Origin of the sequence: Pseudomonas sp. S32 (assembly GCF_016648095.1) — a bacterium.
In the GTDB taxonomy this organism is placed as follows: Bacteria; Pseudomonadota; Gammaproteobacteria; order Pseudomonadales; family Pseudomonadaceae; genus Aquipseudomonas; species Aquipseudomonas parafulva.
In genome coordinates this window covers 1-19265 of record NZ_JACVVF010000044.1, presented here as the reverse complement: position 1 = coordinate 19265, position 19265 = coordinate 1, and the positions used below count along the sequence as shown (strand labels likewise).

12 protein-coding genes are annotated in these 19265 nt (G+C 63.9%); 10 read left to right on the top strand and 2 right to left on the bottom strand.

What is annotated here, in order from left to right; translation table 11 throughout:
• Window positions 1-232: 232 nt before the first annotated feature.
• The 9 genes from IAE38_RS19365 (at window position 233) to IAE38_RS19325 (ending at window position 16155) form a co-directional block, all read left to right on the top strand.
• Complete coding sequence (locus IAE38_RS19365; RefSeq protein ID WP_201218752.1) at window positions 233-1258, top strand: Ldh family oxidoreductase; 1026 nt, start codon at window positions 233-235, stop codon at window positions 1256-1258.
• A gap of 146 nt (window positions 1259-1404) precedes the next feature.
• On the top strand, window positions 1405-2601 hold the full coding sequence (locus tag IAE38_RS19360; protein ID WP_201218750.1) for an amino acid aminotransferase: 1197 nt from the start codon (window positions 1405-1407) through the stop codon (window positions 2599-2601).
• A 209-nt stretch (window positions 2602-2810) separates the two neighbouring features.
• On the top strand, window positions 2811-4091 hold the full coding sequence (locus tag IAE38_RS19355; RefSeq protein WP_028633819.1) for a serine/threonine transporter: 1281 nt from the start codon (window positions 2811-2813) through the stop codon (window positions 4089-4091).
• 164 nt (window positions 4092-4255) lie between these two features.
• Window positions 4256-4756, top strand: coding sequence for a thiol peroxidase (gene tpx, locus IAE38_RS19350; RefSeq protein WP_201218749.1), 501 nt, complete (start codon window positions 4256-4258; stop codon window positions 4754-4756).
• A 221-nt stretch (window positions 4757-4977) separates the two neighbouring features.
• Window positions 4978-6243 carry an MdtA/MuxA family multidrug efflux RND transporter periplasmic adaptor subunit gene (locus tag IAE38_RS19345; protein WP_201161592.1) on the top strand — a complete coding sequence of 422 codons (1266 nt, stop codon included), beginning with the start codon at window positions 4978-4980 and terminating at the stop codon, window positions 6241-6243.
• The gene (locus tag IAE38_RS19340; RefSeq protein WP_201218746.1) at window positions 6240-9335 is read left to right on the top strand and encodes an MdtB/MuxB family multidrug efflux RND transporter permease subunit; all 3096 of its coding nucleotides are present in this window, start codon (window positions 6240-6242) and stop codon (window positions 9333-9335) included. Before IAE38_RS19345 ends, IAE38_RS19340 begins: the two co-directional genes overlap by 4 nt.
• A 31-nt stretch (window positions 9336-9366) precedes the next feature.
• Window positions 9367-12474: an efflux RND transporter permease subunit gene (locus IAE38_RS19335; RefSeq protein WP_201161594.1), complete on the top strand. Its 3108-nt coding sequence runs from the start codon at window positions 9367-9369 to the stop codon at window positions 12472-12474.
• On the top strand, window positions 12471-13958 hold the full coding sequence (locus IAE38_RS19330; protein ID WP_201218744.1) for an efflux transporter outer membrane subunit: 1488 nt from the start codon (window positions 12471-12473) through the stop codon (window positions 13956-13958). Before IAE38_RS19335 ends, IAE38_RS19330 begins: the two co-directional genes overlap by 4 nt.
• Before the next feature lie 109 nt (window positions 13959-14067).
• A complete protein-coding gene (locus tag IAE38_RS19325; RefSeq protein WP_201218742.1) occupies window positions 14068-16155 on the top strand; it encodes a putative bifunctional diguanylate cyclase/phosphodiesterase in 2088 nt (695 codons plus the stop codon).
• Here the strand turns inward: IAE38_RS19325 and IAE38_RS19320 are convergent.
• Window positions 16152-16412, bottom strand: a complete 261-nt coding sequence (locus tag IAE38_RS19320) for a DUF1652 domain-containing protein (RefSeq protein ID WP_028633826.1) — start codon at window positions 16410-16412, stop codon at window positions 16152-16154. The two genes, IAE38_RS19325 and IAE38_RS19320, sit on opposite strands and share 4 nt — an antisense overlap.
• A gap of 271 nt (window positions 16413-16683) precedes the next feature.
• The gene (locus IAE38_RS19315; RefSeq protein WP_201218740.1) at window positions 16684-17331 is read right to left on the bottom strand and encodes a DUF1345 domain-containing protein; all 648 of its coding nucleotides are present in this window, start codon (window positions 17329-17331) and stop codon (window positions 16684-16686) included.
• Window positions 17332-17489: 158 nt separating this feature from the next.
• On the opposite strand from IAE38_RS19315, the gene pgm reads away from it, so the two are divergent.
• Entirely contained in the window at window positions 17490-19127 is a 1638-nt protein-coding gene (gene pgm / locus IAE38_RS19310; protein ID WP_201161598.1) for a phosphoglucomutase (alpha-D-glucose-1,6-bisphosphate-dependent), read from the top strand.
• Window positions 19128-19265 lie beyond the last annotated feature (138 nt).

The window sequence follows — 19265 nt, the reverse complement described above, 5'->3', positions numbered from 1 at the left end:
GCCGTTCAATATGTCAAACGACCGATAAGGCGCATACCGCCCGTAATCGCGGGTCCAAGCGGTGTGAAAACGATCTAAACCCTGTGCCTGTGAGGGTTTTCCAGCTACGGAGGTCAATAATATTTAACGATGCAGTCGGCTCATTGCAGCCATGCAAAGAAGCCTGCCTGTGCATTGACCCACGCGCTGCGCCGCGCCAGCATGGCCTGACAATACCCACCAGGAGGTTCTGATGTCCGCACCCTCAGGCGGCGCCGTTGCGCGCATTCCGTTTACCGAGCTGCAGGCACTGCTGCAGGGCATTTTCGAGCGCCATGGGTGCAGCCAGGCGGTGGCGCAAGTACTGGCCAGCAACTGCGCCAGCGCCCAGCGTGATGGCGCCCATAGCCATGGCATCTTCCGCATGCCCGGTTACGTATCGACCCTGGCCAGCGGCTGGGTGAACGGCCGCGCCACGCCTCAGGTCAGCGACCTGGCTGCTGGGTACGTCAGCGTCGACGCCGGGGGCGGCTTTGCGCAACCGGCGCTTGCCGCTGCGCGGGAACTGCTGGTGAAAAAAGCGCAGGCGGCCGGTATCGCCGTGCTTGCCATCCACAACTCCCACCACTTTGCAGCGCTGTGGCCTGACGTGGAGCCGTTCGCCGAACAGGGCCTGATCGCGCTGAGCGTGGTCAACAGCATGACCTGCGTGGTGCCCCATGGAGGGCGCAAGCCGCTGTTCGGCACCAACCCCATCGCGTTCGCCGCGCCTTGCGCGGGGCACCCTCCGATCGTCTTCGACATGGCCACCAGCGCCATGGCCCATGGTGATATCCAGCTTGCCGCCGCCGCAGGGCAGCCGTTGGCCGCGGGGATCGGCGTAGACAGCCAGGGCGACCCTACAACCGATGCCAAGGCAGTACTGAACGGGGGCGCCTTGCTGCCCTTTGGTGAGCACAAGGGCTCGGCCCTGTCGATGATGGTGGAGTTGCTCGCTGCGGGCCTGACCGGTGGGCATTTTTCGTGGGAATTCGACTGGGCACAGCATCCGGGCGCCAAGACCCCTTGGACTGGCCAGTTGATTATCGTCATCAACCCAGGCCTGGGCGCAGGCCGACCGTTTGCCGAGCGCAGCCGGGTGCTAGTGGAGCAGATGCAGGCGGCGGGCTTGACGCGCATGCCGGGCGAGCGGCGCTACCGTGAGCGCGAGGTGGCCGAGCGGGAAGGGGTGGCCATTACCGAGCAGGCGCTGCAAGGGCTGAAAGCCCTGCTTGGCTGACCCGGCCACTTCGCGGGCGAAAGCGCAGCGATAACATGCAGGGGTGCACACACAACCGTGCACGATAGTGGATGTTCCTGAGCACGCACTCCGGGTATGCTCAGGCCTGCCTTTTCGAACTGTCCTGATCCAAGGAGCTGCACGCTGTGTTCAAACATGTCGATGCCTACGCCGGCGACCCGATTCTCTCGTTGATGGAAACCTTCAAGGCCGACCCCCGCGCCGACAAGGTCAACCTGAGCATTGGCCTTTATTACGACGAGGCCGGCGTGGTGCCGCAGCTGGCTGCCGTGGATGCCGTCGAAAAACGCCTGGCCGGGCAGGACCACGAAGCATCGCTGTACCTGCCCATGGAAGGCCTGGCCAGCTATCGCCAGGCGATCCAGGCACTGCTGTTCGGTGCCGACCACCCGGCGGTCACGGGCGGGCGCGTGGCTACCGTGCAGACGGTCGGGGGCTCCGGTGCACTGAAGGTTGGCGCGGACTTCCTCAAGCGCTATTTCCCTGAGGCTGAAGTGTGGGTCAGCAACCCTACCTGGGACAACCACCGCGCCATTTTCGAGGGTGCAGGCTTCAAGGTGAACAGCTACCCGTATTTCGACCAGAACACCCGCGGCGTCGATTTCGACGGCATGCTGGCCACCCTTCAGGGCCTGCCGGCCCACAGCGTCGTACTGCTGCACCCGTGCTGCCACAACCCGACCGGTGCCGACCTCGACCAGCGCCAATGGCAGCAGGTGGTTGAAGTGGTCAAGGCGCGGCAACTGATCGCGTTTCTCGACATTGCCTACCAAGGCTTTGCCGAAGGCCTGGTAGAAGACGCCCACGCCATGCGTGAAATGGCCAGCGCCGGTGTACCGTGCCTGGTCAGCAATTCGTTTTCGAAGATCTTCTCGCTGTATGGCGAGCGCGTAGGCGGGCTGTCGGTGGTTTGCGAAGACCAGGCCACCGCCCAGCGCGTGCTTGGCCAGCTCAAGGCCACTGTTCGCCGCAACTATTCCAGCCCGCCCAGCTTCGGCGCCCAACTGGTGGCCGGTGTGCTCGGTGATGCCGCGCTCAATGCCCAGTGGGTGGCCGAAGTAGAGGTCATGCGCAAGCGTATCCTCGACATGCGTCAGGCCCTGGTGGATGCCTTGGCCGTGCTGTTGCCCGGCCAGGACTTCCAGTTCTTCTTGCGTCAGCGTGGCATGTTCAGTTACACCGGCTTCAGCGTCGAGCAGGTACGAAGGCTGCGTGACGACTTCGGCGTCTACCTGATCGACAGCGGCCGCGTGTGCATGTCTGGCCTGCGCCCGGCGAACCTGCAGCGCGTTGCCGAGGCGTTTGCTGCTGTGCAGAAGTAACGTTGCGGCGGGCGGCTCTGAAGTCTGCACGATCAGAACCGCTCGCTACTGCGCTTGTACAGACAAGTGCAACCGCCCCTCCGAAAAAGGCTTCGCAAGTGCAACCTTTCAGTGCACAATCGCGCCCCTCTTTTCCGGTTGAGTTGGGCGGAGCCGACATTTCGCCATTCTCAGCCTGTTACAGTCTTGCGAGTGGAGCTTCACCCGGAATGAATGAGCAGGCCCAAGGCGTTCAGCAACGCCATGCAGAATCGACCGCCGCCACCCTTGGCAACTGGTCGCGTCACGACACTACCTGGATGCTGGGCCTGTTCGGCACAGCCATTGGCGCCGGAACCTTGTTCCTGCCCATCAATGCCGGGTTGGGCGGCTTCTGGCCGCTGCTGGTGCTGGCCGCGCTGGCCTTCCCGATGACCTATTATGCCCACCGCGGGCTGACCCGTTTCGTGCTGTCCGGGCGCAACGGCGGGGACATCACCGAGGTGGTCGAAGAACACTTCGGGATCAAGGCCGGTGCCTTGATCACCGTGTTGTACTTCTTCGCCATTTTCCCCATCCTGCTCATCTACAGCGTTGCACTGACCAACACCGTCAGCAGCTTCATGGAGCACCAACTGCACATGGCGCCGCCGCCCCGCGCCGTGCTTTCGCTGGTGCTGATCCTTGGCCTGCTGGCGATCGTGCGCTGCGGCGAGCAAGCCACGGTGCGCATCATGAGCCTGCTGGTGTACCCCTTCATCGTCGCCCTGGCGCTGCTGGGCCTGTACCTGGTGCCGCACTGGACGGGCGGCATCCTCGACAGCGCCCACCAGGTGCCGAGCGGGTCGGCGTTCTTGCACACCGTTTGGCTGGCTATACCGGTGATGGTGTTCTCGTTCAACCATTCACCGATCATCTCGGCCTTCGCCGTCGACCAGAAGCGCCGTTACGGTGAGCATGCCGACGCCCGCAGCGGCCAGATCCTGGCACGTGCCCACCTGCTGATGGTGGCGATGGTGCTGTTCTTCGTGTTCAGCTGCGTACTAACCCTCGATAGCGCACAGTTGGCCGAAGCCAAGGCCCAGAACCTGTCGATTTTGTCGTACCTGGCCAACCACTTCAGCAACCCGACCATTGCGTTCGCGGCACCGCTGATTGCCTTCATTGCCATCGCCAAGTCGTTCCTTGGGCACTACATCGGCGCCAGCGAAGGCCTGAAAGGCATCTTCGCCAAGTCGGGTGCGCGCCTGGGTAGCAAGGCGCTGGACCGTGTGGTGGCCGCACTGATGCTGGTGGTGTGCTGGATCGTTGCCACGCTCAACCCGAGCATTCTCGGCATGATCGAGTCGTGGGGCGGCCCGGTGATCGCTGTGCTGCTGTTCCTGATGCCGATGTACGCCATCCGCCGCGTGCCTTCCATGCGCAAGTACAGTGGGGCGTTGTCCAACGTGTTTGTCACGGTCATCGGCCTGGTGGCGCTGACCTCGGTGGTGTACGGCCTGCTGGGCTAACCAGCACGCTGTAACCGTGCCTGGGCTGCTACAAGCGGCCCGGGCATTTTTTTGCCCGCACCCTTTGTGCGGCTATCGAACATTTTCAAGCCAACCCATAGGCACTCGGCTGCCTTCATGCTTAACTCACTGTCCTTTACACACCCTCCATAAAGGATTTCGTCATGGCTCAAGTGACTCTCAAAGGCAACCCGGTCCAGGTCAACGGCAACCTGCCACAAACTGGTGCCCAGGCGCCGGCGTTCTCCCTGGTCGGCGAAGGCCTGGCTGACAAGTCGCTGAAAGACTACGCTGGCCAGCGCAAGGTGCTGAACATCTTCCCAAGCGTTGACACGCCAACCTGCGCGACCTCGGTGCGCGAGTTCAACGCACAGGCCAATGGCCTGAACAACACCGTTGTGCTGTGCATCTCCGCCGACCTGCCATTCGCCCAGGCGCGCTTCTGCGGTGCCGAAGGCCTGGAAAACGTGAAGAACCTGTCGACCTTGCGTGGCCGCGAGTTCCTCGAGCAGTACGGCGTAGCCATCGCTGACGGCCCGCTGGCCGGCTTGGCCGCCCGCGCTGTGGTGGTGCTGGATGAAAACGACAAGGTGCTGCACAGCGAGCTGGTTGCTGAAATCGGCAACGAACCCAACTACGAGGCCGCTCTGGCTGCCCTGAAGTAAGGGGGCAGGGCAGGGTGGCTGCGTTTGTGCTGCCACCCTGCGCCACACGCAACACCCTGTAACGGCCCGGAACGCTTTCCGGGCCGTTTTCATTTAAAGTTCAGGGCCTTGCCAACGTCAGGCAAAGGTAAACCTCTGGTAAAGGCCCTTTGCTTAACCGTCGATAGTGCTTATCGTTCACCCTCTCCAAGTCGTCACTCCGAACAAGGCTCGTTCAACCCATGCAAGCGCCCAAATCCCGCTCCTCCCGTCGCTGGCTCGTCGGCCTGCTGATCGTGTTGCTGATCGCAGCCCTGGCCTGGTGGCTCTGGCCAGCCTCGAGCGCGCCCGGTAAAGACGCCGGTCGGCAGGGCGGGCGCCCTGGCTTCGGTGGTTCCAGCGACCCGGTACCGGTACGTGTCGAACCCGTCAAGGTGGGTGATTTCCCGCTGTACTACAAAGCGTTGGGCACGGTTACGGCCACTAATACGGTCAACGTGCGCAGCCGCGTGGCCGGGGAGCTGGTGAAGATTCACTTCAAGGAAGGGCAGCACGTCAAGGCAGGCGACCTGCTGGCCGAGATCGACCCACGCCCCTACCGCATTGCCCTGCAACAAGCCGAAGGTACGCTGGCGCAAAACCAGGCCCAGTTGCAGAACGCCCAGGTTGACCTGGCCCGCTACAAGGGCCTGTTCGCCGAGGACAGCATCGCCAAGCAGACGCTCGATACCGCCCAGGCACAAGTGGCGCAGTTTCAGGGCTTGGTCAAGACCAACCAGGCGCAGGTCAATGACGCTCGGCTGAACCTCGACTTCACCCAGATTCGTGCGCCCATCAGTGGTCGCGTCGGCCTGCGCCAGCTCGACCTCGGCAACCTGGTGGCGGCCAACGACTCCACCGCGCTGGTCATCATCACCCAGACTGAGCCGATCAACGTCGCGTTCACCTTGCCTGAAACCGAGCTGGGCACGGTGCTGGAACGCTACCGCAGCGGTGCCAGCCTGCCCGTGGAGGCTTGGGACCGCGGTGACAGCAAGCTGCAGGCTACCGGTGTGCTGGGCAGCATCGACAACCAGATCGACACCACCACTGGCACCTTGAAGTTCAAGGGCCGCTTCGAGAACAAGGACATGGCCCTGTTCCCCAACCAGTTCGTCAACGTGCGCTTGCTGGCCGACACACTCAAGCAAGTGGTAATGGCGCCTGCCGCGGCCATTCAGTTTGGCACCGACGGCACGTTTGCCTATGTGGTCAATGCCGAGAACACCGTGAACATCCGCAAGCTGAAAGTGGGCCCCAGCGACGGGGAGAACAGCGTGGTGCTCGAAGGCCTCGCCGCCGGGGACCGGTTGGTGCTGGAGGGCACCGACCGCCTGCGTGAAGGCACCAAGGTGGAAGTGGTTGACGACAGTTCCCAGGTACCGGCCACGCCTGGCCAGCACCTGCAGGGCCAGGACACCAAGGGTTCGGCGCAGTCCGCTGACACGGCAGGCAAGGCGGGCGCATGAACCTCTCGCGCCTGTTCATCCTGCGGCCGGTCGCCACCACCCTGAGCATGCTGGCCATCGTGCTGGCCGGTTTGATTGCCTACCGCCTGCTGCCGGTGTCTGCCTTGCCGCAAGTGGATTACCCCACCATCAGGGTCATGACGCTGTACCCTGGCGCCAGCCCACAGGTGATGACCAGCGCGGTCACCGCACCGCTGGAACGGCAGTTCGGCCAGATGCCGGGCCTTGAGCAAATGGCGTCGACCAGCTCCGGTGGCGCTTCGGTGCTTACCCTGCGCTTCAACCTGGACATGAACATGGACGTCGCCGAGCAACAGGTGCAGGCGGCCATCAACGCGGCCAGCAACCTGCTGCCGAGCGACCTGCCGGCACCGCCGGTGTACAACAAGGTCAACCCCGCCGACACCCCGGTGCTGACCCTGGCCATTTCCAGCAAGACCATGCCGCTGCCCAAGCTGAACGACCTGGTCGATACCCGCGTCGCGCAAAAGCTGGCGCAGATCAGCGGGGTGGGCATGGTGAGCATCGCCGGGGGCCAGCGCCAGGCCGTGCGCATCAAGGTCAACGTCGATGCCTTGGCTGCCAACGGGCTCAACCTGGAAGACGTGCGCACCCTCATTGGTGCCTCCAACGTCAACCAGCCCAAAGGCAACTTTGACGGCCCCACGCGGGTGTCCATGCTGGATGCCAACGACCAGCTGCGCTCGCCCGCGGAATACGCCAACCTCATCCTCACGTACAAGAACGGCGCGCCCCTGCGCCTGAAAGACGTCGCCGAAATCGTCGACGGCGCCGAAAACGAGCGCCTGGCCGCCTGGGCCAACGAAAACCACGCAGTGCTGCTGAACATTCAGCGCCAGCCCGGTGCCAACGTGATCGAGGTGGTGGACCGCATCAAGAGCCTGCTGCCGTCGATCACCGACAACCTGCCTGCCGGCCTGGACGTGTCGGTGCTCACCGACCGCACCCAGACCATCCGCGCCGCCGTGCGCGACGTGCAGCATGAGCTGCTGATCGCCATTGCCCTGGTGGTGATGGTGACGTTCCTGTTCCTGCGCCGGGTCAGCGCAACCCTCATCCCGTCGATTGCAGTGCCGTTGTCGTTGGTCGGCACCTTCGGGGTCATGTACCTGGCAGGGTTCTCGGTGAACAACCTCACCCTGATGGCCCTGACCATCGCCACCGGCTTTGTGGTGGATGATGCCATCGTCATGCTGGAGAACATTTCCCGGCACATCGAAGAAGGCGAAACGCCGATGCAGGCGGCCCTGAAGGGTGCCCGGCAGATCGGCTTCACCCTCATTTCCCTGACCTTCTCGCTGATTGCCGTGCTTATCCCGCTGCTGTTCATGGCCGATGTGGTGGGCCGCCTGTTCCGGGAATTCGCCATCACCCTGGCAGTGGCGATCCTGATTTCCCTGGTGGTGTCGCTAACCCTCACCCCGATGATGTGCGCACGGCTGCTGAAGCGCGAGCCCACGCCCGAGGAGCAGGGGCGCTTTTACCGTGCCAGCGGCGCCTGGATCGACTGGCTGATCAAGCACTACGGCAACGCCCTGCAATGGGTGCTCAAGCGCCAGCCGCTGACCCTGCTGGTGGCCGTGGCCAGCCTGGCGCTCACCGTGATCCTGTACATGGTGGTGCCCAAGGGCTTCTTCCCGGTGCAGGACACCGGCGTTATCCAGGGCATCTCCGAGGCACCGCAGTCCACCTCGTTCGCCGCCATGAGCGAGCGTCAGCAAGCCTTGAGCCGGGTCATCCTGCAGGACCCTGCGGTGCAGAGCCTGTCGTCCTACATTGGCGTGGATGGCGACAACGCCACCCTCAACAGCGGCCGCTTGCTGATCAACCTCAAGCCCCACGGTGACCGTGACGTCACCGCCAGCGAGGTGATCAGCCGCCTGCAGCCCCAACTCGACAAGCTGGTGGGCATCCGCCTGTTCATGCAGCCGGTGCAGGACCTGAGCATCGAGGACCGGGTTAGCCGTACCCAGTACCAGTTCACCCTGTCTTCACCGGATGCCGACCTGCTGGGCCAGTGGAGCGGCAAGCTGGTGCAGGCCTTGCAGCAACGCCCGGAGCTGGCCGACGTGGCCAGCGACCTGCAGGACCAGGGGCTGCAGGTGTACCTGGTCATAGACCGGGACCTGGCCAGCCGCCTGGGCGTAAGCGTGTCGCAGATCACCAACGCGCTGTATGACGCTTTCGGCCAGCGGCAGATCTCCACCATCTACACCCAGGCCAGCCAGTATCGGGTGGTGTTGCAGGCTGAGAACGCAGCGGTGATCGGCCCGCAGGCCCTGGAGTCGATTCACGTGAAGGCCAGCGAGGGTGGCCAGGTGCGGCTCTCGGCGCTGGCGCGCATCGAGCAGCGCCAGGCACAGCTGGCCATTTCCCATATCGGCCAGTTCCCGGCGGTGACCCTGTCGTTCAACCTGGCCCATGGCGCCTCGCTAGGCGAAGCGGTGCAGGTGATCGAGCAGGTGCAACAGGCCATCGGCATGCCCTTGGGTGTGCAAACCCGTTTCCAGGGCGCCGCGCAGGCGTTCCAGGCTTCGCTGTCCAGCACTTTGCTGCTGATTCTGGCGGCGGTGGTGACCATGTACATCGTGCTGGGCGTGCTGTACGAAAGTTACATCCACCCGGTGACCATTCTTTCAACCTTGCCCTCGGCGGCGGTTGGGGCCCTGTTGGCCTTGCTGATCAGCGGCAACGACCTGGGCATGATCGCCATCATCGGCATCATCCTGCTGATCGGTATCGTCAAGAAAAACGCCATCATGATGATCGACTTTGCCCTGGAAGCCGAGCGGCATCAGGGCATGGCCCCACGGGATGCTATCTATCAAGCGGCACTGCTGCGTTTCCGGCCCATTCTGATGACCACCCTGGCCGCGCTGTTCGGCGCAGTGCCGCTGATGCTGGCCACAGGCTCCGGCGCTGAATTGCGCCAGCCGTTGGGCCTGGTCATGGTCGGCGGGTTGCTGGTCAGCCAGGTGCTGACACTGTTCACCACGCCAGTCATCTACCTGTACTTCGACCGCCTGGCACGCCGCTTCGGCAGGCAGCGCCCGGTGCAGGAGCCGGTATGAGCGCCCTGACACCAGTGCCCGGGAGTGGCCGATGAACCTGTCTGGTCCTTTCATTCGCCGGCCAGTGGCGACCATGCTGCTGAGCCTGGCGATCATGCTGCTGGGCGCCGTGAGCTTCGGCCTGCTTCCGGTGTCGCCGTTGCCGCAGATGGACTTCCCGGTAATCGTCGTATCGGCCAACCTGCCCGGTGCCAGCCCGGAGGTCATGGCATCCACGGTCGCGACCCCGCTGGAGCGCAAACTGGGCAGTATCGCGGGCGTCACCACGCTCACCAGCAGCTCCAACCAGGGCTCAACCCGGGTGATCATCGGTTTCGAGCTAGGGCGCGACATCGATGGCGCGGCCCGCGAAGTGCAGGCGGCCATCAACGCCACCCGTAACCTGTTGCCCAGCGGCATGCGCAGCATGCCCACCTACAAGAAGATCAACCCGTCCCAGGCACCGGTGATGGTGTTGTCGCTGACCTCGGATGTGTTGCAGAAAGGCCAGCTGTACGACTTGGCCGACACGATCCTGTCCCAGAGCCTGGCCCAGGTGCCTGGGGTAGGGGAGGTGCAGATTGGCGGCAGCTCGTTGCCGGCCGTGCGTATTTCTGTGGAGCCACAGTTGCTCAGCCAGTACGGCCTGTCGCTGGACGAGGTGCGTACTGCGGTCGCCAACGCCAACCAGCGCCGGCCCATGGGCTTCGTCGAGGATGCCGAGCGCAGTTGGCAGGTGCGCGCCAACGACCAGCTGGAGCGTGCGCAGGATTACGGGCCGGTGGTGATCCGCCAGCAGAATGGCACCATCCTGCGGCTGTCCGATGTGGCGACCATCACCGATGGCGTGGAAAACCGCTACAACAGTGGCTTCTTCAACGATCAGAGCGCGGTACTGCTGGTGGTCAACCGCCAGGCCGGGGCGAACATCATCCAGACCGTGGACCAGATAAAGGCGCAACTGCCCGCCTTGCAGTCGCTGCTGCCGGCAAGCGTGCAACTGAACGTGGCCATGGACCGTTCACCGGTGATCAAGGCCACCCTCAAGGAGGCCGAACACACCCTGCTGATTGCCGTGGTGCTGGTGATCCTGGTGGTGTACCTGTTCCTGGGTAGCCTGCGCGCTTCGCTGATCCCCAGCCTGGCGGTGCCGGTATCCCTGGTAGGTACCTTCGCGGTGATGTACCTGTGCGGGTTCTCGCTCAACAACCTGTCACTGATGGCGCTGATCCTGGCCACTGGCTTGGTGGTGGACGATGCCATCGTGGTGCTGGAGAACATTTCCCGCCACATCGAGGGCGGCCAGCCACCGATGAAGGCGGCATTCCTGGGTGCCAAGGAAGTCGGCTTCACGCTGCTGTCGATGAACGTGTCGCTGGTGGCCGTGTTCGTGTCCATCCTGTTCATGGGTGGCATCGTGCGCAACCTGTTCCAGGAGTTCTCGATCACCCTGGCAGCGGCGATCATGGTCTCGCTGCTGGTGTCGCTGACCCTCACCCCCATGCTCTGCGCCCGCTGGCTCAAGCCGCACCAGGCCGAGCAAACCCGCCTACAGCGCTGGAGCGATGCGGTGCACCAGCGCATGGTCGGCGCCTACGACCGTAGCCTGGGTTGGGCCCTGCGCCATCGCCGCCTGACCTTGCTCAGCCTGCTGGCCACCATCGGCGTGAACATCGCGCTGTACGTGGTGGTGCCCAAGACCCTGATGCCGCAACAGGACACCGGTCAGCTGATGGGCTTCATCCGTGGGGACGACGGCCTGTCGTTCAGCGTGATGCAGCCAAAGATGGAAACCTACCGCCGCGCCTTGCTCGCCGACCCGGCGGTGCAGAGCGTGGCCGGCTTTATCGGCGGCAACAGTGGCACCAACAACGCCATGGTACTGGTGCGCCTGAAGCCCATCGGCGAGCGTAAGCTCGATGCGCAGAAGGTCATCGAGCGGCTGCGCAAGGAAATGCCCAAGGTGCCGGGCGGGCGGTTGTTCCTGATGGCCGACCAGGACCTGCAACTGGGCGGCGGTGGCAGGGACCAGAGCTCTTCCCAGTACCTGTATACCCTGCAGAGTGGCGACCTGGCCGCCCTGCGCCTGTGGTTCCCGAAGGTCGTCGCGGCGCTGCGCGCCTTGCCTGAACTGACGGCTATCGACGCCCGCGACGGTGCTGGCACCCAGCAGGTGACCCTGGTGGTCGACCGGGACCAGGCCAAGCGCCTTGGCATCGACATGCAGATGGTCACCACGGTGCTGAACAACGCCTATAGCCAGCGGCAGATCTCGACCATCTACGACAGCCTCAACCAGTACCAGGTGGTGCTGGAAATAAACCCCAAGTATGCCTGGGACCCCAGCACGCTGGAGCAGGTGCAGGTCATCACTGCAGACGGCGCGCGGGTGCCGCTGTCGACCATCGCCCATTACGAGAACAGCCTGGCCAACGACCGTGTCAGCCACGAAGACCAGTTCGCTTCCGAGGACATCGCCTTCGACGTGGCCGAAGGGTTCAGCCCCGACCAGGCACTGTCCGCCGTGGAGCGTGCAGTAGCGAAACTGGGCTTGCCAGAGGGTGTGATCGCCAAGCTGGGTGGCACGGCTGATGCCTTCGCCAAAACCCAGCAAGGCCAGCCGTTCATGATTCTCGGTGCACTGGTGCTGGTGTATCTGGTGCTGGGCATTCTCTACGAAAGCTACATTCACCCGCTGACGATTCTGTCGACCTTGCCGTCGGCCGGCGTCGGCGCGCTGCTGGCGCTGTACCTGACCGGTGGCGAGTTCAGCCTGATCTCGCTGCTGGGGTTGTTCCTGCTGATCGGCGTGGTGAAAAAGAACGCCATCCTGATGATCGACCTGGCGCTGCAACTGGAGCGGCACCAGGGCCTGTCGCCCGAAGAGTCGATCCGCCGGGCCTGCCTGCTGCGCCTGCGGCCAATCCTCATGACTACGCTGGCCGCCATACTCGGTGCGCTGCCGTTGCTGCTGAGCCAGGCCGAAGGTGCGGAAATGCGCCAGCCCCTGGGGCTGACCATCATCGGCGGCCTGGTGTTCAGCCAGATTCTGACCCTTTACACGACGCCGGTGGTCTACCTGTACCTGGACCGCCTGCGCCACCGCTTCAACCGTTGGCGCGGTGTGCGCACCGACGCGGCACTGGAAACCCCGCTATGACTTTTGCCAAGACTCCACTGCACCGTGCCTTGCAGGTGCTGACCCGAGGGCGCGGCTCGCGCCTGCTGGGTGCCGCATTCAGCGTGGCGCTGCTCAGCGCCTGCACCCTGGCGCCCGACTATCATCGCCCTGAGCTTGCCGGCACTGCGCAATTCAAGCACGCCGACGGCTGGACCCTTGCCAAGCCTGGCGATGCCATCGCCCGGGGCGCCTGGTGGGAGATCTACGGCGACACCCGGCTGAATGCGCTGGTGGCGGAACTCAACAGCAATAACCAGAGCGTTGCCCAGGCCGAAGCCCAGTATCGCCAGGCCCAGGCGTTGGTGCGCAGCAGCCGCGCCGGCTTGTTCCCCAGCCTGAACCTGAGCGTTAACAAAAACCGCTCGGCCCAGGGCACCGGCAGTTCCAGTTCCAGCTTGTCTACCAACAGCAGCGGCATCCGCAATACCTACAACGCCCAGTTGGGCGTCAGTTGGGAGATCGACCTGTGGGGCAAGCTGCGCGAAACGCTCAATGCCAACGAAGCCAGCGCCGACGCCAGCCTGGCTGACCTTGCGGCCATGCGCCTGAGCCAGCAGTCCGAGCTGGTGCAGAACTACCTGCAACTGCGGGTGATCGATGAACATAAACGCTTGCTGGAGGCCACCGTCGCCGCCTACGAGCGGTCGCTGCGCATGAACCAGAACCAGTACCGTGCCGGTATTGCCGGCCCCGATGCGGTGGCCCAGGCGCGTACCCAGCTCAAGAGCACTCAGGCCGACCTGATCGACCTGGCGTGGCAGCGTGCCCAGTTCGAGAACGCCATCGCTGTGTTGCTGGGCAAGACGCCAGCGCAGTTTGCCTTGGCCGATAGCAAGGATATCCCGGCCTTGCCGCAGATACCCGTGGCGTTGCCGTCACAGCTGCTCGAAAGGCGCCCCGACATCGCAGCCGCCGAGCGCAACGTGATGGCGGCCAACGCCAATATCGGCGTTTCTCGCGCCGCGTACTTCCCAGACCTGAGCCTGAGCATGAACGGCGGTTACTCTAGCAGCAGCTTCAGCAACTGGATCGAATTGCCCAACCGTTACTGGTCCGTTGGCCCGCAACTGGCGCTCACGCTGTTCGATGCCGGCAAGCGCAGCGCCGAGGTCGACCGTACCGTGGCGGTGTATGACCAGACCGTGGCGCAGTACCGGCAGACGGTGCTGGACGGGTTCAAGGAGGTGGAAAACCTGCTGGTGCAGTTGAAGGTGTACGGTGACGAGGCGGTGGTGCGCCAGGAAGCCCTGGAAGCGGCCCGCGAATCCCTGCGCCTGACCGAGAACCAGTACCGCGCGGGGCTGATCGGCTACCTGGATGTGGTCAACGTGCAGGCTACCGCCCTGAGCAACGAACGCAGTGCACTCAACCTGCTGCAAGGGCGCCTGGTGGCCAGTGTGCAACTGGTGGCGGCACTGGGCGGCGGTTGGCAGGCACAGCAGGCGTTCAGCGAGCAGGAATGACCCACCGGGCGGCCCATTTTCGTTAGCAAAAACCCCGTGCGTTTCGCCAAAGCTTGAGTACAATCGTCAGCTTTTTCCGGGCCGCCCCGGCCCGTCTCCGGAAACTCAAATGCTGACCGCTAGCTATTCCTCTTCGCTGGTGTTGATTTCGCTGTGCGTGGCAATCCTGGCGTCCTATACCGCCCTTGACCTCACCGGCCGCATCGCCACGGCCAAAGGCCGTGCGGCTGCCTTGTGGACGGTGGGCGGCGCGCTGGCCATGGGGACCGGGGTGTGGTCCATGCATTTTGTGGGCATGCTTGCCCTGAGCCTTCCGGTCGACCTGGGGTATGACCTGCCCCTGACCGCGCTGTCACTGCTGATTGCAGTGCTGTCCTCAGGCTTTGCCCTGTGGTTGGTCAGCCAGCCACGCCTGCCCTGGCTACAGCTGGCGTTCGGGGCGCTGATCATGGGCGGCGGCATTGCCAGCATGCATTACACCGGCATGGCGGCGCTGCGCATGCTGCCGGGGATCGACTACGACCCCTCACTGTTCATGGCATCGCTGCTGATTGCCGTGGTGGCGTCGGCTGCCGCGTTGTGGATCGCCTTCCGGCTGCGCAGGCAAACGCCGTATGTCAGGCAGGTTCGGGGCCTGGCTGCGGTGGTGATGGGCCTGGCGATCGTCGGCATGCACTACACGGGCATGGCCGCGGCAAGTTTCCCGGTGGGTAGCTATTGTGGCGCCTTGCCTGGTGGCCTGCAGGGCGACGGGTTGGTCTACCTGGTATTGATCCCCACCCTGGCTGTGCTGGCGGTCGCCTTGCTGACGTCGGTGCTGGACGCCCGCCTTGAGGTACGTACCGCGGAGCTGGCCAGGTCGCTGACCCTGGCCAACCAGGAGCTTACCCAACTGGCGCTGCACGACACCCTGACTGCGTTGCCCAACCGCAGCCTGTTGGCGGACCGGATCGAGCAGGCGATTGCCAAGGTGGCGGAGCAGGGCGGGTGCTTTGCACTGATGTTCATTGACCTGGACGGTTTCAAACCGGTGAACGATGCCTTTGGCCACCACATTGGCGACTTGTTGCTCAAGGCAGTGGCCGCTCGCCTGCGCGGTCACTTGCACAGCCAGGACACCCTGGCGCGTATCGGCGGCGACGAGTTCGTGCTGCTGGTTGAGCTGCAGACCCCAACCGATGCCATGGATGTGGCAGTCAAGCAGGTCAACCTGGTGTCCCGACCCTTCCAGGTGGCCGACCACGAGCTGCAATTGTCGGCCAGCCTGGGCATTGTGCTGTACCCGGGCAATGGCCTTGACCAACACGAACTGCTGCGCAATGCGGACGCTGCCATGTACCACGCCAAGAGCGCGGGCAAGAACGGCTACAGTTTTTTCGACGTGTCGATGAACAGCAACGCCCGCCAGCAGTTGCAACTGCTGCAGGACCTGCGCCATGCCGTGGAGCGCCGGCAGTTGCGCCTGCATTATCAGCCCAAGTTCGACGCCAGGGCCTGCCAGCCGATCGGTGCCGAAGCCTTGTTGCGCTGGGAACACCCTCAACACGGCCTGCTGTTGCCCGACCGCTTCATTGGCCTTGCGGAGAAGACCGGGCTGATCTTGCCCATTGGTGAGTGGGTGCTGGATGAGGCCTGCCGGCAGATGCGCCAGTGGTTGAACGAAGGGCATGTCGGCTGGCGTATTGCGGTGAACCTGTCGGCGATCCAGTTCTGCCATGCGGGGTTGGTTGACAGCGTGGCCAGCGCCCTGGCGCGCAACCACCTGCCGGCCAACTGCCTGACCCTGGAAGTGACGGAAACCACCGCAATGCATGACGCTGACGTCAGCCTGGCCGTGCTGCGACGGCTTTCCGAGATGGGGGTAGACCTGTCTATCGACGACTTTGGTACGGGCTACTCCAGTTTGCTGTACCTCAAGCGGCTACCGGCCAACGAGTTGAAGATCGACCGTGGCTTTGTTCGTGAACTGGAGCAGGACAGCGAGGATGCGGCCATCGTTTCTGCCATTGTGGCGTTGGGTCAGGCATTAGGGCTGCGCATCGTTGCAGAAGGTGTAGAGACCGGCGGGCAGCAGGCGTTTCTCACGCGCCTGGGCTGTGATTCGCTGCAAGGGTACCTGCTGGGCCAGCCGGTGCCGGCCGAGCAGTTCATGAGCGGTTTGCAGGCCATGGGCCCGGCGCTGGCTGCAGTCGGCTAGCCTGCGTCGCGCAGTGTGAAGGCTGGCTGGAACGCATCGATTTCGGCTTCGACCGCCTCGATGATGCGCTCGACGTCCGCTGCCGCCATGATGGCCGTGCAGGGGATGCCGGCAATGGCCAGCAGTGTTACACCGGTGCCACGGTCGAACAGCCGCGCGACCATGCTGCGAGGCGCATCCATGCTGGCTTCGAAGCCAAGCGGATGGAAGTGCCAGCGCATCACCTGGCAGGCGTTGGGGAACGTCATCTTGTTCATGCCAGCCTCCTTGTCCTTGCCTGGACGATGGTGATGGGCGGCCGCGTCATGCGACCGCTGGGAAGGTAACCATAGCACTTGCACCGAGCGATTCTCGTTCACAAATATGACAAATGTATCAATGGATGACCCAGGTCACAGGCGGGTATGCCGACAGCCTGAACAGCTGGAGCGGGGCAAACGTTTTCCTGGCCCATACACCTCGAATTCTGGGCGCCCTGGGGCAGCGCTGCATTCCACGCCCGCATGAGGGTTTCGGACAGGCGGTAGCTCAATTCAACAGCCCTGCCGCGATGTTGATGGTGAACCCCAGGATGGCCGTGTTGAACACGAACCCCACCAACGAGTGCGCCAGCACCACCCGGCGCAGATTGCGCCCGGCTACGCCCACGTCCGAGGTTTGCACCGCCACGCTGATGGTGAAAGAGAAGTAATGGAAGTCCCAGTAGTCAGGTTTGCATTCGTTATCGGCGAACCGCAGCGGCGGCTCGGGGTGCTGCCCGGCATAGAACAGCCGCGCATAGTGCAGGCTGAAGATGCAGCCGATCAGCAGCCAGGAGCCGGCAATCGTCAGCCCGGTGTACAGGTAGTGCACCGCCAGGGCGTCGCCGTGCAAGCCACGGCTCGAAACCAGCTGGAACGTCACTGCCACCAGGCTGGCAATGGCGGCCACGCACACGGTGAGTAACACCAGCCCGGCGTTTTCGTCCTCGGTGCGGGCCACCTTGCGTACTTTGTCCGGGCTGGCGTTCCAGCTCAACCACAGCACCAGGAGCAGGTACAGCCATACCCCCAGGTTCCAGCCAGTAAGAGTGCGCTGCACGCTGTCGCCGCCTGGGATCAACCAGCCACCCAGCAGGCCGACGATGGCGGCGATGGTCAGCCTGGGGTGGGTACGGGTGAGACGATGAAATGCCATGGGGCCTCGCAGGCAGTGGCTGATGAGCTTCACTCTAGACCGCCCAGAAGCTGGCGGGTTGCCAGGTTGTTTGTTGACTGGCCCCATCGCACCACCATGCAACTCTCAGTACACTGCACGTTCCAACACCCACCATTCGTTGAACTCGAGGTTTATGCATGACGCTCAGTCCTTTGGCAGGCAAGCCGGCACCGGCCAGCGTGCTGGTTGATATCCCCCGCCTGCTCACGGCCTATTACACCGGCCGCCCGGATGCGGCCGTGGCGACCCAGCGGGTGGCCTTTGGTACCTCAGGGCACCGGGGCACCTCTTTCGAGTTGAGCTTCAACGAGTACCATGTGCTGGCGATCACCCAGGCCATCTGCCTGTATCGCCAGGAAAAGGGCATCGACGGCCCGTTGTTCATCGGCGCCGACACCCATGCCCTGTCGGCACCCGCTGCCGCCAGCGCCCTGGAGGTGCTGGCCGCCAACGGCGTGCAGGTGATGCTGTCCAAGGACGACGAGTACACCCCGACACCCGCCATCTCCCACGCCATCCTGTGCTACAACCGCGGGCGCGAGCAGGGCCTGGCCGACGGCATCGTCATTACCCCGTCGCACAACCCGCCCCAAAGCGGTGGGTTCAAGTACAACCCCACCAACGGTGGGCCCGCCGACAGCGACGTCACCAAGTGGATCGAAAACAAGGCCAACGAACTGCTGGCGGCGGACCTTGCCGGGGTCAAGCGCATTGACCATGCCCAGGCGCTGCTGGCGCCGACCACCCACCGCCACGACTATGTCAGCCATTACGTGGCCGACCTGGAGAACGTGATCGACTTCGACGTGATCCGGGCAGCCAAGCTGCGCCTGGGCGTCGACCCGCTGGGTGGGGCAGGGGTGCGCTACTGGTCGGCCATTGCCGAACACTACAAGCTCGACCTGGAAGTGGTGAACACCGAGGTAGACCCAACCTTCCGCTTCATGAGCGTGGACTGGGACGGCCAGATCCGCATGGACCCTTCCTCGCCTTACGCCATGCAGGGCCTGATCGGCTTGCGCGAGCGTTTTGACGTGGCCTTCGCCTGCGACCCGGACCACGACCGCCACGGTATCGTCACCCCTGAAGGGCTGCTGCAACCCAACAACTACCTGGCCGTGGCCATCGATTACCTGTATCGCCACCGCCCGCAATGGCGCAGCGACGCAGCGGTGGGCAAGACCGTGGTGTCCAGCGGTTTGATCGACCGTGTCACCGAGCGGCTGGGCCGTGAGCTCTACGAAGTGCCGGTGGGCTTCAAATATTTCGCCCAGGGGCTGTTCGACGGCTCGTTGGGTTTTGGTGGCGAAGAAAGCGCCGGGGCCTCGTTCCTGCGCCGTGATGGGTCGGTCTGGGCGACCGACAAGGATGGCCTGATCCCTGCGCTGCTGGCCGCTGAAATGACTGCCCGTACCGGCCGTAACCCAGGCCAGGCCTACGCGGACCTGACTGCAGCCCTTGGCAAACCTTACGCCACCCGGGTAGAGGCCAAGGCGGATGCCCGCCAGAAGACGCTGCTTAGCAAGCTGGCGCCCGAGCAGGTGAAGTCCACGGAACTGGCCGGCGAGCCGATCGTGCAGGTGCTGAGCCATGCGCCGGGCAACGGCCAGGCCATTGGTGGCCTCAAGGTGATGACCGCCAATGGCTGGTTTGCGGCACGCCCATCGGGCACTGAAGACATCTACAAGATCTACGCCGAAAGCTTCATCGACGAAGCGCATCTGCAGCGCCTGGTGCAAGAAGCCCAAGTGCTGGTGGACGCCGCCATTGCCTGACAGGTGATAAAGGGGTTGGTCCTGCTGTGCGATGTAAATTAGAATTAATCCTATTTACGTCCACTGCAGGGCCATCCCCATGATCGATGCCGCGGCGCCCCCCCCCCCCCCCCCCCCCCCCGCCGCGGGGTAGCCCCC

Excerpts from the sequence above, each read along its gene's own strand:
- IAE38_RS19335 (WP_201161594.1), top strand. The coding sequence starts at position 9,367 with ATGAACCTGTCTGGTCCTTTCATTCGCCGGCCAGTGGCGACCATGCTG.
- IAE38_RS19345 (WP_201161592.1), top strand. The coding sequence starts at position 4,978 with ATGCAAGCGCCCAAATCCCGCTCCTCCCGTCGCTGGCTCGTCGGCCTG.
- IAE38_RS19325 (WP_201218742.1), top strand. The coding sequence starts at position 14,068 with ATGCTGACCGCTAGCTATTCCTCTTCGCTGGTGTTGATTTCGCTGTGC.
- IAE38_RS19365 (WP_201218752.1), top strand. The coding sequence starts at position 233 with ATGTCCGCACCCTCAGGCGGCGCCGTTGCGCGCATTCCGTTTACCGAG.
- IAE38_RS19330 (WP_201218744.1), top strand. The coding sequence starts at position 12,471 with ATGACTTTTGCCAAGACTCCACTGCACCGTGCCTTGCAGGTGCTGACC.
- tpx (WP_201218749.1), top strand. The coding sequence starts at position 4,256 with ATGGCTCAAGTGACTCTCAAAGGCAACCCGGTCCAGGTCAACGGCAAC.
- IAE38_RS19320 (WP_028633826.1), bottom strand. The coding sequence starts at position 16,412 with ATGAACAAGATGACGTTCCCCAACGCCTGCCAGGTGATGCGCTGGCAC.
- IAE38_RS19340 (WP_201218746.1), top strand. The coding sequence starts at position 6,240 with ATGAACCTCTCGCGCCTGTTCATCCTGCGGCCGGTCGCCACCACCCTG.
- IAE38_RS19355 (WP_028633819.1), top strand. The coding sequence starts at position 2,811 with ATGAATGAGCAGGCCCAAGGCGTTCAGCAACGCCATGCAGAATCGACC.
- IAE38_RS19315 (WP_201218740.1), bottom strand. The coding sequence starts at position 17,331 with ATGGCATTTCATCGTCTCACCCGTACCCACCCCAGGCTGACCATCGCC.
- pgm (WP_201161598.1), top strand. The coding sequence starts at position 17,490 with ATGACGCTCAGTCCTTTGGCAGGCAAGCCGGCACCGGCCAGCGTGCTG.